At 69.9% G+C, this 15,680-nt stretch carries 13 protein-coding genes; 10 read left to right on the top strand and 3 right to left on the bottom strand.

Features of this window, described 5'->3' with window-relative positions:
• Positions 1-16 precede the first annotated feature (16 nt).
• Genes LTT66_RS35535 through LTT66_RS35550 form a run of 4 tightly spaced genes read left to right on the top strand, consistent with a single transcriptional unit; the run spans position 17 to position 5,350 of the window.
• Positions 17-1,222 (top strand): aminotransferase class V-fold PLP-dependent enzyme, encoded by a 1,206-nt coding sequence (locus LTT66_RS35535; protein ID WP_233062833.1) that lies wholly within the window; start codon positions 17-19, stop codon positions 1,220-1,222.
• On the top strand, positions 1,219-2,505 hold the full coding sequence (locus LTT66_RS35540) for a heavy-metal-associated domain-containing protein (RefSeq protein ID WP_233062834.1): 1,287 nt from the start codon (positions 1,219-1,221) through the stop codon (positions 2,503-2,505). Before LTT66_RS35535 ends, LTT66_RS35540 begins: the two co-directional genes overlap by 4 nt.
• Positions 2,502-4,025, top strand: a complete 1,524-nt coding sequence (locus tag LTT66_RS35545) for a type III PLP-dependent enzyme domain-containing protein (RefSeq protein WP_233062835.1) — start codon at positions 2,502-2,504, stop codon at positions 4,023-4,025. Before LTT66_RS35540 ends, LTT66_RS35545 begins: the two co-directional genes overlap by 4 nt.
• Positions 4,025-5,350 carry a pyridoxal-phosphate dependent enzyme gene (locus LTT66_RS35550; protein ID WP_233062836.1) on the top strand — a complete coding sequence of 442 codons (1,326 nt, stop codon included), beginning with the start codon at positions 4,025-4,027 and terminating at the stop codon, positions 5,348-5,350. The genes LTT66_RS35545 and LTT66_RS35550 overlap by 1 nt, the downstream gene beginning before the upstream one ends.
• Positions 5,351-5,379: 29 nt before the next feature.
• Here the strand turns inward: LTT66_RS35550 and LTT66_RS35555 are convergent, their stop codons facing one another.
• Positions 5,380-6,882, bottom strand: a complete 1,503-nt coding sequence (locus tag LTT66_RS35555; RefSeq protein ID WP_233062837.1) for a condensation domain-containing protein — start codon at positions 6,880-6,882, stop codon at positions 5,380-5,382.
• Between the two features lie 172 nt (positions 6,883-7,054).
• Between LTT66_RS35555 and LTT66_RS35560 the strand changes: the two genes are divergently transcribed.
• On the top strand, positions 7,055-7,684 hold the full coding sequence (locus LTT66_RS35560; RefSeq protein WP_233062838.1) for a TetR/AcrR family transcriptional regulator: 630 nt from the start codon (positions 7,055-7,057) through the stop codon (positions 7,682-7,684).
• Between the two features lie 38 nt (positions 7,685-7,722).
• Here the strand turns inward: LTT66_RS35560 and LTT66_RS35565 are convergent, their stop codons facing one another.
• A complete protein-coding gene (locus LTT66_RS35565; RefSeq protein ID WP_233062839.1) occupies positions 7,723-10,749 on the bottom strand; it encodes a tetratricopeptide repeat protein in 3,027 nt (1,008 codons plus the stop codon).
• A 121-nt stretch (positions 10,750-10,870) separates the two neighbouring features.
• Between LTT66_RS35565 and LTT66_RS35570 the strand changes: the two genes are divergently transcribed.
• The 5 genes from LTT66_RS35570 (at position 10,871) to ligD (ending at position 14,868) form a co-directional block, all read left to right on the top strand.
• Entirely contained in the window at positions 10,871-11,104 is a 234-nt protein-coding gene (locus LTT66_RS35570; protein WP_043690391.1) for a hypothetical protein, read from the top strand.
• A gap of 19 nt (positions 11,105-11,123) precedes the next feature.
• Positions 11,124-12,224, top strand: a complete 1,101-nt coding sequence (locus LTT66_RS35575) for an SPFH domain-containing protein (RefSeq protein ID WP_233062840.1) — start codon at positions 11,124-11,126, stop codon at positions 12,222-12,224.
• A 38-nt stretch (positions 12,225-12,262) separates the two neighbouring features.
• Positions 12,263-12,658, top strand: a complete 396-nt coding sequence (locus tag LTT66_RS35580) for a cold-shock protein (RefSeq protein WP_408638711.1) — start codon at positions 12,263-12,265, stop codon at positions 12,656-12,658.
• A 126-nt stretch (positions 12,659-12,784) separates the two neighbouring features.
• On the top strand, positions 12,785-13,870 hold the full coding sequence (locus LTT66_RS35585) for an ATP-dependent DNA ligase (protein WP_233062841.1): 1,086 nt from the start codon (positions 12,785-12,787) through the stop codon (positions 13,868-13,870).
• Positions 13,867-14,868 carry a non-homologous end-joining DNA ligase gene (gene ligD, locus LTT66_RS35590; protein ID WP_233062842.1) on the top strand — a complete coding sequence of 334 codons (1,002 nt, stop codon included), beginning with the start codon at positions 13,867-13,869 and terminating at the stop codon, positions 14,866-14,868. Before LTT66_RS35585 ends, ligD begins: the two co-directional genes overlap by 4 nt.
• A 9-nt stretch (positions 14,869-14,877) precedes the next feature.
• On the opposite strand, the gene LTT66_RS35595 is transcribed toward ligD, so the two are convergent.
• Positions 14,878-15,636 (bottom strand): DUF4190 domain-containing protein, encoded by a 759-nt coding sequence (locus LTT66_RS35595; RefSeq protein WP_233062843.1) that lies wholly within the window; start codon positions 15,634-15,636, stop codon positions 14,878-14,880.
• Positions 15,637-15,680: the final 44 nt, after the last annotated feature.

The raw sequence follows: 15,680 nt of genomic DNA on the forward strand, positions 1-15,680 counted from the left end.
GTTCGCGCCTGCTTCGGTGCGGTCACTGTTCCCGGCGCTCGCCGACGCGACCGAGGTCTACCTGGACAGCGCCGCCACCACCCAGAAGCCGCTGCCGGTGATCGAGACCATCCAGCGTTACCACAGCTACGGCACAGCCAACGTGGGCCGCGGCACCTACCCCTGGGCCACCGGACTGACCGCCGGGATCGCCCGCGTCCGGGAGCGGACCGCCGCGTTCATCGGCGCGCAACACCCGGACGAGGTGGTCTTCACCGGCGGCGCCACCGCGGCGCTCAACGCCGTCGCACTGTCCTGGGGACTGGCCGCGCTCGCCGACGGTGATCAAATCCTCTACAACGCGAGCGATCACGCGTCGAACGTGTATCCGTGGCAGCACCTGCGCGGGCTGCTCGCCCGGTTCGGACGCCGGATCGAGCTGATCCCCTACCGGGTGACCGGCGCCGGTGAGGCGGACACCGAGGACATCCTGGCCAAGATCACCCCGCGCACCCGGCTGATCACCACCGGGCATCTGCACCACGTCTTCGGCGCGGTCAGCACCCTGGAGGAATTGCGCGGCCGGATCGACCCGGGCATCCTGCTGTGCTTCGACTGCTCGCAGAGCGGCGGGCATCTCCCGGTCGACGTGACCGCGCTCGGCGCGGATTTCGCGGTCTTCGCCGCGCACAAGATGTTCGGCGCGCCCGGCACGGGCATCCTGTACTGCCACCGACGCGTGCACGACCGATTGGTGCCGTTCCTGCCCGGCGGGAATTCCGGAATCGGCACGGACCCGGACGGGCTGCGGCCGGGGCCGATGCCCGCGCTGTTGGAAGGCGGCACGCCCGATATTCCCGGCATTCTCGCCCTCGGCAGTGCGCTGGAGGTGCTGGAGTCGTTCGGTCTCGATGCCGTCGCCGCGCACAACCGTGCCCTGACCCTGCGCCTGATCGACGGACTGCGCTCGGTGCCCGGCCTGGAGTTCCTGCCCGGCCCGGCGCACGCCGCGTGCGAGGTCGGCTACGGGATCGTCTCCTTCACCCTGGACGGGATCTCGGCCACCGACGCGGGATTCGTGTTGAGTGAGCTGGGCTTTCTGGTGCGCACCGGCGCGCACTGCGTCCCCGCCGCGGCCGGCGGCGCGGGCTCGGTGCGCGTCAGCACGCACATCTACAACACGCCCGACGAGATCGACCGATTCGTCGCGTGCGTGCGGACCATTGCCGAGGAGGTCACGTGAGTATCGACATCCCCCGCTACGACCGGCGGGCCGCGTCCAGAGTGCTGGCCGACTTGGCGCAGCCGGGGCTGTTCACCGCACCGGCTCCCGCTCCCCCACCGCATCGGTTCGAATTCACCTGCGCCGCACTGCGTCCCGAGCCGGATAGCCATCTCACCTATTCGCAGCGACTGTACCTGGAACGTTTCATGCGGCCGTGTCGCGCGGATCAGGTGACCAGCGCGACGCACCGGATCGCGTGGACCGACAGCGCGGGCATTCCGAACACCGGGCACTTCCGCGCCGACGGCCTCGGCCCCTCGGTGCCGATCGCGGTGCGCGAGACGGTGCTGGCACTGTGGCGCCGACTGGACACCGATTCCGCCTTCGCCGCGCGCGCCGCGGCGCTCGGACCGAGCGACCACGCGGTGCTGGCGGGGACGACCACCGATCACGATCCGCGCGACATCTTCCGGGTCGGCATCGAGGCGGCGGGACGCGTGCTGGCCCAGCACGCACTGCTGGCGGCGCAGACGCCATACCGCGATGCCGCCGAACTCGCCATAGGCCTGCGCGATTCCGGGATATTCGCCGCCGTGGCCACGCGATGGTTCTGGGAGTTGCAGGCCTCGACCTATCGGCGCGGCATGATCCCGGTGACCCTCGTCGCACAACCCGACGGCACCGTGCGCTACTCGGCGGAGACGGTGTCGACACTGCGCGCGATGAAGGACGCCACGATCGCCGACGCGCACGCCGTGATGGAGCGCGCCACCACCGATGAAGGGCTCACGGTCGCGGAGGCGATCGCCAAGTACCACGACGACCTCGACCTGATCTCCCGGCAGTACGCGCTGCTGCCCGCCGGTGTCCATCCCGCTTGCCTGGCGGCCACACCGCATCAGCTCGACAGCGGGCACTACAGCATCCTTCGGCCGCTGGTGGACCGGTTCGTCGCGGCATTCATCGAGATCGCCGGTCGCTGCGAGGTCACCGAGGTGCGTGCCGAACTCGACGAGGCCGTCGCCGACCGCGCCGCCACCGCCGAGGATCAGGTGTTCTACGTGCCCGATATGACCTGTAAGCACTGCGTGCGCACGATCGGAGGGGTCCTGGAGTCGATGGACATCCGCGTGGTCGAGATCGACCTGGACAGCAAGCGGGTGGTGGCCGAGTTCCGCAGCCCGCGCAACCGGGCCCGGGCGTTCGAGGCGATCCGGGACGGCGGCTACAACCCGGTCGCGGAGCGTCCCGACAGCGTGGCGCGCACCTCGGACATCGCGCCGTCGGAAGCCGCCGTATGACGCCGTGGCCGCCGGCATTGCCTGCGAAGCTGCATCCGATCGTCCGCGACTTTCTCGACAGCCCGGACGCCGCGGCGGACACGCTGACGAAATTCGGCTCCCCGGTGCATTTGCTGTTCCCGCAGGTCTATTCGGAGAATCTGGCCCGTCTGCGCTCGCCACTGCAGCGGAGCCTTCCCGGGCATCGGATCTGCTACGCGCACAAGGTGAACCAGTCGCGCGCGTTCGTCCGCACCGCCGAACGCGCGGGCGTCGCCATCGATGTCGCCTCGCCGCACGAACTGTCCAGTGCCCTCGGCGCCGGATTCGATCGGGCGCGCGTCGAGGTCACCGGCCCGAAGGGGGAAGCCTTCCTCCGCGACCTGGTGCGGCGCGGGGTGACGATCAACGTCGACAACCTGTGGGAATTGCGCCGCATCGCCGAACTGGCCGACGGGCCTGCGGAAATCCCTGTGCTACTGCGCGTTTCCGGTTTCGACCCCGGCCAGGTGAGCCGGTTCGGTGTGCCGGTCACGCAGGTCGAGCAGGCCTTCGACCTGTTATCGGCGCAGCGGGGGCGCATCGCCTTCCTCGGCTTCGCTTTCCACCTCGACTCCGGCGATCTCGGCGAGCGCGTCCGGGCGGTCGACGCCTGCCTGCGGTTGATCGAGCAGGCCTATGACCGTGGGCTCACCCCTTCGGTGCTCGACATCGGCGGCGGATTCCGCCAAGTGTTCACCGCCGATGCCGAACGGTTCGACGCCTACGTGCTCGCGCTGCGCGAGTCGCTGCTCGGCCGTGGCGAGCCGATGAGCTGGGGTAGCAACACCTTCGGCTACCACGTCGCGGGCGGCGCCGTGCACGGCACGCCGGTGTTCCACAAGTACGCCAACACCGTCTCCGCCGACCGCATGCTCGAGGATCTGCTCGGCGCGCCGCTGGAGCGGCACGGGGGGCGCACGGTGGCGCAGGTGGTGGGCGACAATCTGCTGGAGGTGTGGCTGGAGCCGGGAAAGGCGCTGGTCGATCACGCGGGTGTCACGGTGGCCACAGTCGAGTTCGTCAAGGAGGTCGCCGACGGCAGCGTGCTGGTGCATGTCGACCTCAGCCGCGATTCGGTGACGCCCGCCGACCAGGAGGTCATGGTCGATCCGATCCTGCTGCCTCGCGCGGGTGGCGGGCTCGGGCACACCGGCGAGAACGCGGCGGGTCCGGTCGGCGTCTACTTCGCCGGACGGCTGTGTTTGGAGCGCGATCTGATCACCAATCACAAGGTGTGGCTGCCCACCCGGCCCCAGCCGGGCGATCCGGTGGTGTTCCCGAACACCGCCGCCTACCACATGGACCTGTCCGCGGCGACGGCCTCGATGCACCCGTTGCCCGCGAAACTCGCCGTCACGCAGAGTCGCGGCGGGTTCCGGGTCGTCCGCGACGCCGACTACGAACCGGACCTGCCCGGCGAGCCGTCACGACCGCGCGATATCGCGCCACCCGCCGTCCACGCTGTCACCAGCCCGGTCCGATCCGTCGAGGCCCCCTGATGCGATACGACCACATCACCGAACTCATCGGCAATACGCCACTGCTGCGGCTCGACCCCGCGGTGCACGGGCTGGCGAACGTCGAGCTCTACGCGAAGCTGGAGTCGCACAACCCGTTCGGCTCGGTGAAGGACCGGGTGGCCTGGGGGATGCTCCGCGACGACCTGGCGCAGATCCGGGCGAGCGGTCAGACGCTCATCGAGGCGTCCAGCGGCAACACGGCCAAAGCGCTGCGCGTCCTCGGCGCGGTGTACGGCATCGACCTGCGCGCGGTGACCAACCGGATCAAGGTGGCCGAGGTCCGTGACCTGCTGCAGCTGTTCGGCACCGAGATCGTGGAACTGCCCGGACTGTCCGAATGCCCTGACCCGACCACGCCGAACGACGTCTACTCGGTGATCGAGGCGACGATGGCCCAGCACCCGGGCGCGTATCGGCATCTGTCGCAGTACACCAACGAGAAGAACATCGAGGCGCACCACGAGGGCACCGGACGGGAGATCCACGAAGACCTCGCGGTCGACGGCATCGGCCGGGTGGACTATCTGATCGGCGGGCTCGGCACCACCGGGTCCACCCGTGGTACCGCCACCTACCTGCGCAAGCACAATCCCGAATTGCGCACGGTCGCCGTGGTTTCCGAGCGGTCGGACTTCGTGCCCGGCATCCGGTCGGAGAGCGAGATGTGGGATGTCGGACTGTTCCAGCCGGAGTTCTACGACCGGATCGTCACCGTGTCGGCGCGCGACGCCGTGGACGCGACGCTGCGCCTGGCGACCGGGTACGGCATCCTGGCCGGGCCCACCAGCGGCGCCGGTTACGCGGCCGCGCTGGACACGCTCGGCGCGCTCGATCTCTCGGCGACCGATCCGGACGACCCGGTCGTGGCGGTGTTCATCGTCTGCGATCGGCTCGAACCGTATCTGTCCTACATCAAGAAGCGCAGGCCGGAACTGTTCGGCCGAGCCGAACGCGACACCGCGCCGACCGCGGCGGAGCTGGCCGGGGTACCGCGCCTGTCGCCCGCGCAGCTCGCCGAGCTGGACCGGACGGGACGGCCGACCATCGTGGACAGCCGCGGCGCCATGGCCTACCGGATCGGACACGTGCCCGGTGCGTTGAACATCCGCGATGACCAGCTCGACGACATGTTCGGTCACGGCATCCCGTTTCCGCGGTCACGTCCCGTCGTGTTCGTCTGTCCGGTCGGAGAACTGTCGCTGCGCTTCGCCGCCCGGGCCCGCCGGGCCGGATACGACGCCGCGAGCCTGGCGGGAGGTGTCGTCGCCTGGCGCGACGCGGGACTGCCTCTGGAACGCGGCTGACCTCCCGCGGGCGGGAGCCGAAGCCCTCGTCACCGCGGCGCGGCGGAAAAGCCGGTCAGTAACGGGGCGACCGGACCGCGGTATCCGGCAGCCAGCAGTTCGACTGTGGCGGTGAACAATTCGACGAAGGCCACCGCCGTGCCACGATCGAACAGCGCGGTCGGATAGATGAACACCCCGTCGACGCCCGCGGGCGCGCCCAGCCGGTCGTACCGGTCTACCAGGCCGAATTCGAGATCGTGCTTGGCGCGGACGACGCCGGTGTCGAGTTCGGTGACGGTCAGCCCGCCGTCGCCGCCCCCGGCGGGGACGGCGGCCGCGCCGCGCTGGAGGATGAGCGTCGCCTGGAACAGCGGGCAGGCCGCGTCCTGCAGCAGGCAGCGCTTCAGCCGCTGGGCCGGGGTGTCGGGGTGGGCGAACGCGGCCAGCGCCACCCGGCGCACCTGGTCGAGAAGTTCCTCCGCGTCGGCGGCCCGGTCGAGGCGCACGCGCATCAGCACGTCGTCGGCGAAGTTGCCGACCAGATCGTCCAGCAGCCGATGGTCGCGGCCCGCCACCGCCGTGGCCACCGTGACATCGGCGCTGCCGGAGAACGCGCCGACCGCCACCGCGAAAGCGGCTTGCAGCACCATGAACAGACTCGACCGCGCCGCGCACGCGCGATCGAGCAGCGCGCGGTGCACGTCGGCGCCGAACGCGACGGGCACCACGGCCCCGGCGCCCGCCGCGCCGGCCCGGCGGATCGGGCGTGGGCGAGCGCAGGGGAATTCGAGCACCGGAGGCCGGCCGGCGAGGGTGTTCGCCCAGTAGCGCAACTGCTGCGTGGCGCGGCTCCATTCGTCGGAGTAGTCGCCGAGCTGGGCGTGCTTCCACAGGGTGTAGTCGGCGTAGTCGACCGGCAAGGGCGTCCAGTCCGGCGCGGCCCCGGCCTGCCTGGCGAGGTAGGCCGTGACGAGATCGCGCAGCAGCGGGGCCACCGAGCGCCCGTCGATCGAGATGTGGTGGACCACCAGCACCAGCACCACGTCGCGCGGCCCGAGCACGCACAGCCGGGCCCGCAGCGGCAGGTCGGAGTCCAAATCGAACGCACCCGCGGCGAATTCCGCGATGCGGTGCGGCAATTCGGCTTCGGTGACCGCGACGATCTCGGTCCGCACCCTGGCCTCGGGCGCCGGGACGATCACCTGGGCCGGGCCCGAGGCGGTCTTCGGGTAGCGCGTGCGCAGCGGTTCGTGCCGGGCGACCACGTCGTCTATCGCGGTGACGAGCGCCTCGGTCCGCAGCGCGGGCCCGGACAGGCGCACCGCACGAGCCACATTCCAGTCACCCGAGTTTCCGGTCCGAGCGGCATGCCACATGCGTTCTTGCGCCGGGGCGAGCGGGAGGTGCGCCGGGCGCGGCCCACGGGCCAGCGGCGCCGGACGCCGTGGCGGCGGGAGATGCCGAACCACTGGTCGCGTGCCACGCACCCGGGTGCGCTCGAAACCATCGCCGATCGCTTCGGACCAGATCACCGCAGCGGAGTTGTTCACGCGCCGTTACCCTCCACTATCGGACCACTGAAAGACCCGGGGAAGGTAACCGGCGCGAGTAAACCGACAGTTACCATCCCGTGACCGGGCGGGATCCGTTTCGGCAAGACCGCGGGGGCCGGGGCGGGTGCGCGCGGCGCGGGGCTGCGCCGCCAGGCATTATCGTTGGGCCGTGCAGACAGGTCAGCAATCAGACGACGACGGAGGCCCGCGGATCTGGGGTGGGACGACGCTCACCGAGCGCAGGGAGGCGCGGCGGACTGCGTTGCTGGAGGCGGCGCTCGATCTGATCGGCGAGTCGGGCGCGAGCGGGGTCACTATGCGCGCGGTGTGCCGCAAGGCCAATCTCACCGACCGCTATTTCTACGAGAGCTTCGCGGGCCGCGACGAGTTGCTGGACGTGCTCTACCGTCAGGTCGCCGACGAGTTCCTGGAGCCGATGACGGCCTTCGCCGCCACCGACGACCCCTCGCGCGACCGCGCGCTGTCGGAGATCCTGGTGGACAAGGTGCTCGCCGACCCGCGCAAATCGCGGCTGTTCCTGGTCGAGCCGTATTCCAGCACCGGGCTCGGGCAGACCACCTTCGCGGTGATGCCGGTCTTCACCCGGATCATGCAGGACCATCTGTTCGGCCACATCGATGACCCGGTCAAGCGCAGGCTGGCGGCGGTGACGATGGCCAGCGGCAACGCGGGCATGTTCTCGGCCTGGCTGAACGGCTCGCTGCGCGCCACCCGCGAGCAGATCGTCGAACACTGCGTCGAGACGCTCACCGCGTACCGCTCGCTCTACCGTTCCTGACCGCACGGCTCGGGCCACCGCCCGGCAGAGCCGAATCGTCAGTCCCCGGACTGGCCCCGCCAGTACGCCAAGGTGTTCTTGGTCCGAACGGTGGCGGCGTGCGTGGGACCGAGGGCACGCAACTCCGCCACCAGCAGAACCTCCAGCTCCGCGACGGCGCGGAGCAGGTCGCCGTGACGGGCGCGGCAGGCGGCGAGATCGTTGCGGGTATCGAAGGTGTCCGGATGATCCGGGCCCAGCACCCGGAGCCGGTCGGCGAGCAGTTTCTCCAGCTCGGTGATCGCGCCGGGCAGGTCGCCGCTGTCGGCGCGATAGATGGCCAGCCGACCGCGGGTGAGCAGCGTGTCGGGGTGGTCCGGACCGAGCACCCGTAGTCGATCGTCGAGCAGGCGGGTGAACTCCGCGCCCGCCCCGGCCAGATCACCGCTGCGCGCGCGGAACGCGGCGAGGTTGTTGCGCGCACCGAGCGTGTCGGGGTGGTCGGGGCCAAAAACGCGCAGACAGTCCGCCACGAGTTGTTCGAACTCGGCGCGGGCGCCGGCGAGATCGCCGCTGTCGGCGCGCCAGTACGCCAGGCTGTTACGGGTGCGCAAGGTGTCCGGATGATCCGGTCCCTGCACGCGCGCGCGGTCGGCGCGCAGGGTTTCGAAGAGGGTGATCGCCCCGGCGAAATCGCCGACATCGCCGCGATTGGACGCCAGATTGTTCCTGGTGCGCAGGGTTTCGGGGTGGCCGGGACCGAGCAGCCGCAGCTGGTCGGCGAGCAGATGCTCGAATTCCAGTCCCGCGCCGGAGTAGTCACCGCAGCGGGCGCGGTAGCTGGCCAGGCGGTCGCGGGTGTCCAGGGTGTCCGGGTCGTCGGGGCCGAAGACGCGCAGCCGATCGGTGAGCAGCTGCTCGAAATCGGCGATGGCGCCGACCAGGTCGCCGCTCTCGGCCCGGTGGTAGGCCCGCCGCTCCCGGGTGGTGAAGGTGTCAGGATGGTCCGGGCCGAGCGCTTGGACGAAGTCGGGCACCCAGGCGGCCCACAGGTCACGATCGTCGGCCGACCTGCCGGTTTCCAACTTCATCAGGAAGTCGACGGCCAGGGCGGAATCACCGTAGGCCAGGCAGTGCCGCACGGCCGCGCCCCGTGCGTAGTCGGCGGCCCGGTCGGTGTCGTCGGCCTGGATCGCCGCGACGAGGGCGCGGTGCGCGTCTTCCAGGCGCACGCCGAGGCGACGGCATTCCGCGGCCAGCGCGGACAGGAATCCGCTGTGGGACACCCCGAGCGACTCACGGACGCTGCCGGGATGACTGCGGGTGATCAGCGCGCCGAGGTTCACGGCGATGTCGCGGATCCGGGCGGTACTGAGATCGACGCCGAGCGACAGCAGCGCCGCGTCCAGCAACTCCAACGGCAGCACGGGCCCGGCCCCCGCCGCCACCAGTACGCCGAGCAAGGTCGCTGTCGCGCTGGTCGTTTCGGGATCGGCGCCCCGTAGCGCCGTCTCGACCCGCAGCGCGATCACCCGGTCGAGACCGATCCCGGAGGCGACCGCGCCGTCGGTCAACCCCGCGGCGACCTCCAGCAGGATGCCCGCCACGAGCCAGCCGCCGGACACCACCCGCGAACCGCTCGCGTCGCTCGGTGTCTCGGCCAGCAGCCGCTGGATCCAGCCGATCCAGTCGACCGGACCGATCGGCGCCGTCCCGCGAGCCGAGTCCACCACGGCGGCGATGTCGTCGGCCGCCGGTTCGGCGACATCGATCCGGTGCATGTGCGCGAGCTCCGGGTCGTCCTCGACGCCGGTACCCGGCCGGATGCCGACGATCACCCGCACGTGCCGGAGATCCTCGCGCGTGGTCAGATCCGCGATCGCGGCCACCAGCAGCCGTCTGGTCCCCTCCTGCGGCTGATTGAGTCCGTCCAGCACCACGGTGACCCGGCGGCCCGCGGTGGACAGGCGCGCCAACGGGCGGCGGACCAGGATGTCGAAGATGTCGAACTCGTCCCTGGGCCGATGCGCCCGCGCCGCTCGGGCCGCCTCCCGGAAGCCGGGCACGCGTGCGTCGAGTTGCACGGCCAGTTCCGCGGCGACCGACTCCACCGAGCTGTTCACCGTCAGGAACACCGCGGCGGTGATGTAGTCCGGGGTCACGGCGAGCCCGTCGACCAGGCTGGGGCGGATCAGCATCGCCAGCAGCGTGGACTTGCCCACGCCCGCCGGCCCCAGCACGGCCCGCAGCCGGTGACTGCCCGCGTCGACGATCGCGTCGAGGCGTTCGCGCACGTCGGGCGTCAGCAGCAGACGACGGGTCAGCTGGTCGACGAACCCGGCGGCGGAGCGCCCGCTCACCGCGTCCCGATGGCGCGCGGTGTTCGGCACCAGCCACAGGCCCGGATCGACGCCCTCGGCCGTGGACACCGCGCCGGAACTGAAGGAGAGATGCTGCGGCTGTTGATATGTGCACTGCGTCGCGATCGGGTCCACCAGGTCCGAGGGCAGCAGGTTCTCCCCGCGCAGCGGCAGTCCGATGTCGAAGGTGGCGAGCATGGTCCGGGTGAAGCATCCGGAGTACGCGGGCCCGTCGCCCGAGGCGACCAGCAGCTCCATCCGGCCGCCCGACTGGGCGAGCAGATCGGTCCACCGGCGCGCCGCGCCCTGCACGCCCTGGCCGGCCTCGCAGGCATCGACGAGCAGCACCAGCCCGTCGATCGCGGCCCGGTCGAGCCGCTCCCTGATCTCCTGGGTGAGGTGAAAGGCGTTGTGCGAGTTCGGGTCGGCGGGCGAATCGTGGCCGAGCAGGTAGAAGTCCTCCGCGGTCGTCGCCACGCCGTGCCCGATGAAGCCGAGCAGCAAGGTGGCCTGCCGCTCCGATGCCGCCGCGAAGGCCGCGTCGACGGCGGCGAGCAATTGCGCGGCAGTGGGATTGAGCACGGGGCCGTCGAGCTCGGTCGCCGTCCGCCAACCGCCCGCCTGGGTGAGGCTCCCGTACAGCCCGGTGGCGAGTTCCTCGGTGAATCCCAATTCTCCCAGCGCCGCGCATTCCGCCCCCACCACCAGCGCCAGCCGACCTCCCATGCAAGAAACATACCTGCGCCGCCGCGGCCGTCCCGTCCTGCGGTCGAGCCGGACCCGTATCGAAAGTCGCTGTGCGAGACATAGGGTGACGATCCGAGAGCCAGAAAAAGGAGATCGCGGGATGACCGACCCGGTGGTGGGTTTGACGGGTACGCTCACATCGCCGATCCGGGGTGCCGGGATGCTGGGCGAGGTCCTGGTCGCGATTCGAGGGGGAACCGAGCTGTACATCGCACGGGCCGCCGAGCCGATCTCGGCCGGTGCGGCCGTGCTGGTCATCGCGGTCCATCCGGGGCGCGTCGTCGACGTCGTCCCGTGGATTCCGCTCACCCCGGACCCGGCCGGAGAAACCTGAAACAGTAAGGGAGACAGAGGTGCTGGGTTACCACGTGCCGGACCCGGACGAGGCGATGCTGGTCAGCGGCGCCAAGAGCCGCGACAACGCGCCGTTCACCGTGATCATCGGGCGTGGTGCCTGGGTGATTCCGCTGTTCCGCAAGGTGCGCTACCTGTCGCTGGCGATGTTCGAAGCCGAGATCAAGGAGCGCTGCGTCACCAAGCAGGCGATCCAGCTCGACGTCCGCGCCGTCATCGCGTTCAAGGTGGCCAACGACACCCAGTCCATCGTGAACGCCGCGCAGCGGTTCCTGTCCGAGCAGGAGCGGGAGATGTCGGTGCTGACCGGGCGGATCTTCTCCGGGCACCTGCGCTCGATCGTCGGCTCGATGACAGTCGAGGAGATCATCCGGGAGCGCCAGAGGCTGGCCGACGAAGTGCTCGTCGCGTCGAAAGTCGAGATGAGCAATATCGGCCTGTGGGTCGATTCCTTCCAGATCCAGTCCATCGACGACGGCAACCTCGGCTATATCGCCGCGCTCGCCGCGCCGCACAATGCCGCGGTGCAGCGCGACGCGCAGATCGCGCAATCGCAGGCCGCGCAGGCGGCGGCGCAGGCCGAGCAGGAATCGCAGCGCAGGCAGGCGGAATATCAGCGCGAGACGGCGATCCTGCGCGCGCAATACCAGCGCGATATCGACAAGGCCAACGCGGAGGCGGCGCAGGCGGGCCCGCTCGCCGAGGCGCTGGCGTTGCAGGAGGTGCTCACCGCCCAGGCCGAGCAGGCGCGCAAGGAAGCCGAACTGCGTGAGCAGCAGTTGCAGGCCGAGGTCGTGAAACCCGCTCGGGCCGAAGCGGATCGAGTGCGCATCCTGGCCGAGGCCGAAGCCGACCGCACCCGTATCCAGGCCGCGGCGGCCGCGTCGAACAATCGGATCGCACTGGATCAGATGTTGATCGAACAACTTCCGGAAATCGTGAAGCAGGCGTCGAGCGGGTTGGCGAACGCGAATCTCACGGTGCTCAACGGGCCCGACGGAGTAGGCGAACTGGTGAACGGAATGGTCGGTCAGGGACTGACCGTTTTCAATTCGTTGCAAAAGGCGCTTTCCTCCAACGACGGCGAAAACCCGGGTTAAAGTGGCCGAGTAGCGACGGCGACGAGGAGCGGGTGTTGGTGTCCATCGGGAAATTGGTGTCGTTCGACAGCTCTCGGGGATTCGGATTCATTCGACCGGAGGACGGTGGGCCCGATGTGTTCGTCCACGTCAACGACATCGGTCTGGACGAGGACGAGCTGCGGCAGGGGCGGGTGTTCGAATTCGAGGTGACCGAGGGCGACCGCGGACCCAAGGCGGTCAATCTCAGCCTGGTCGGCGGAGCGTCCGCGCCGCCCGCCCGGCACAAGGGCAAGGAAAGGCCGGGTTCGGGACAGCTCACCGTCGCCGAGCACAAACGCCTGATCACCGAACTGCTCCTGGACGCCAGCCCCGCGCTCACCGCGGGCGAGATCCTCACCATCCGCGACCGGCTCACCACGTTCGCCGATCAGCACGGCTGGCTGGAGAACTGACCGGAGAAGTCCACGATCCTGTCGGGGCCCCCGCCTACGATCGAGCCGAGACCGCGGCAACATACCGATGAGTTTGCTCGGCGCGCGCCGTCGGTATGGGTGAGGATCGAACCCGAGGAGGATCGCGTGGACCTACCGGTGATGCCACCAGTGCGGCCGATGCTGGCCAAAACCGCGCCCGCGGTGCCGCGCGAGCCGGGCCTGAGCTACGAACCCAAATGGGACGGCTTCCGCTGCATCGTGTTCCGAGACGGCGCCGATGTGGAGCTCGGCTCCCGCAACGACCGGCCATTGACCAGGTATTTTCCCGAGGTCGCCGCATTGCTGAAGCAGGCGCTGCCGGATCGCTGCGTGGTGGACGGCGAGATCGTGGTGGTCACCGAGCAGGGCTTGGATTTCGACACGCTGCAGAACCGTCTGCACCCCGCCGCGTCCCGGGTCGCCAAGCTGGCCGCGGAGACGCCGGCCAGTTTCGTGGCGTTCGACCTGCTCGCGCTCGGTGACAAGGATCTGACCGGCGAGCCGTTCACCGAGCGCAGGCGACTGCTGGAGACGATCCTGGACACCGCGCTCGCGCGCGTCCATCTCACTCCGATCACCCACGACCCCGACGTCGCGCAGGACTGGTTCACCCGTTTCGAGGGCGCCGGATTCGACGGCGTGATGGTCAAGTCCGACCAGCTCGCCTATATGCAGGACAAGCGGGTCATGCTGAAGGTCAAGCACGAGCGCACCGCCGACTGCGTAGTGGCGGGCTTCCGCTGGCACAAGGACGGCGCCGGTGTCGGTTCACTGCTGCTCGGCCTCTTCGACGACGAGGGGCACCTGCACCATGTGGGGGTGGCCAGCAGCTTCACCGCGGCCCGGCGCAAGGAACTGGTCGAGGAGCTGGCGCCGCTGCGGGAGAACGCACTGGACAACCACCCCTGGCGGGAGTGGGCCGACGCCGCGGCGCAGGCGGCGGCGGACGGCAAGATGCCCGGCGGCGTCAGCCGCTGGACCGGCGGCAAGGACCTGTCCTGGGAGGCGCTGCGCCCGGAGCTGGTCGCGGAGGTGCGCTACGAGCACGTGCAGTCGGGCCGGCTGCGCCACGGCGGCAGGCTGGTGCGCTTCCGGAGCGACCGGACGCCCGAGTCGTGTACCTACGGTCAGCTCGATGAAGTCGCACCGGCGGAATTGAGCACGCTGTTCGGCGAAGGCGCGGCGCGATGACCGAGTCCGTCGATATCGAGACCGACGGCCGGACCGTTACGATCAGCAACCCGGGCAAGGTCTATTTCACCAAGCGCGGCGAGACGAAACTCGATCTGGTGCGGTATTACCAGGCGATCGCCGAACCGTTCCTGAACGTGGTCGGCGGACGTCCGCTGCTGCTGGAGCGCTACCCGGACGGGGCTTCGGGTAAATCCTGGTTCCAGAAGCGGGTGCCGAAATCCGCGCCGGAATGGCTGCGCACGGTGGAGGTGTCCACACCGAACGGCACCACCAGCGACGCCCTCGTCGCGCACGATCTCGCCCATATCCTGTGGGCGGTGAACCAGGGGTGCCTCGGCTTCCACGTCTGGCCCAATCGGGCCGACAACCTGGAGATCGCCGACGAGTTGCGCATCGACCTCGATCCCTCTCCCGGCATCACCTTCGCCGATCTGCGGCATGCGGCGATCCGCACCAGGGATCTGCTCGCCGAACTCGGCATCGAATCGTGGATCAAGACCTCCGGGTCACGCGGCTTGCATCTCTACTCCGCGCTGGAGCCCAAGTGGGACGGATATCAGGTGCGGGCCGCCGCGGTGGCGCTGGCGCGCGAATTGGAGCGCCGTTATCCGGAGGACATCACCGCGCAGTGGTGGAAAGAGGAACGCGGCAACCGGGTGTTCATCGATTTCAATCAGAACGCGCCGCACAAAACGGTTTTCGGGGCCTGGTGTGTGCGGCCGAAGGTCGGCGCGCAGGTGTCGACGCCGATCGGCTGGCCGGATCTGGAGTCGGTGGTGCCCGACGAGCTGACCATCGCGACCGTTCCCGCACGCTACGCCGAGTCGGGCGACCCGTGGGCCGACCGCGCGCCCCAGTCCATCGCCCCGCTCCTGGAGATGTCCGAACGGGATATGGCGGCCGGGCTCATGGACGCGCCGTGGCCACCGCAGTACCCGAAGATGCCGAACGAACCACCTCGGGTGCAGCCGAGCCGCGCGAAGAAGTCCGAATAGCGTCAGCCCCTATTCGGTCCACAGCACCCACGTGCCGCCGCGGCCGTTGACTTCGCACACCAGGGCGCGGCCGTCGGCGGTGCGGCCGGTCTTGGCGCCCGACGCCTCGCACTTCGATCCCGCCTGCTGCACGGCGGTCGCCACGGTGTGCGGGCCCGACCACTGGTAACCGCCCCCGGTCGTCAGACAGATCAGGGTGCCGCCGGTGGCGGCGCTGCCGATCTGCCCCAGCTGGGCCTCGGTGCAGGACGCGCCCTTCGTCACCGGTCCGGGACTCTCCGGCGGCGGCGGTGTGGTCGTCACGGCGGGGCTCGGTGCGGCGGTGGTGGTCACCGGGCGCTCGACGGTCGTGGGCATCGACGCGACGGGCGCGGGTGCGATCGTGGCGGTGCGGTTCATCAGATCCGGCATCCAATTGCCGGTCAGCAGGACGAACCCGGCCACCGCGGTGATCTCGGCGACACCGAGCAGCAGCGCGAACATCGCCATGACCCGGCCACGGGGATGACTGAAGGCGATGAAGCCGAACACGATGGCCACCGGGAACAGCCCGAGCAGCGCCGCCACCAGCGCGACGATCGCGTACGGGTTGACGATCGGCGGAATCTCCACGCGCAGCCGTCCGGTCCGGCGGCGGCTCGGCGTCTGTTCGGCCCAGCGTTCGTCCTCGTCCTCGGACCAGTGACCGTCGGGCTCCGGCTCCGACCAGCGGTCATCCGGCTGCGCCTGCGGCCAGCGATCCGTTTCACGCCGTTCTGCCCGTGTCATCCAGGTCCTCTCCACACCGACACACCGTGCAGGAACCTCGGATA

The sequence above is a fragment of the Nocardia gipuzkoensis genome, from assembly GCF_021183645.1.
GTDB lineage: Bacteria > Actinomycetota > Actinomycetes > Mycobacteriales > Mycobacteriaceae > Nocardia > Nocardia abscessus.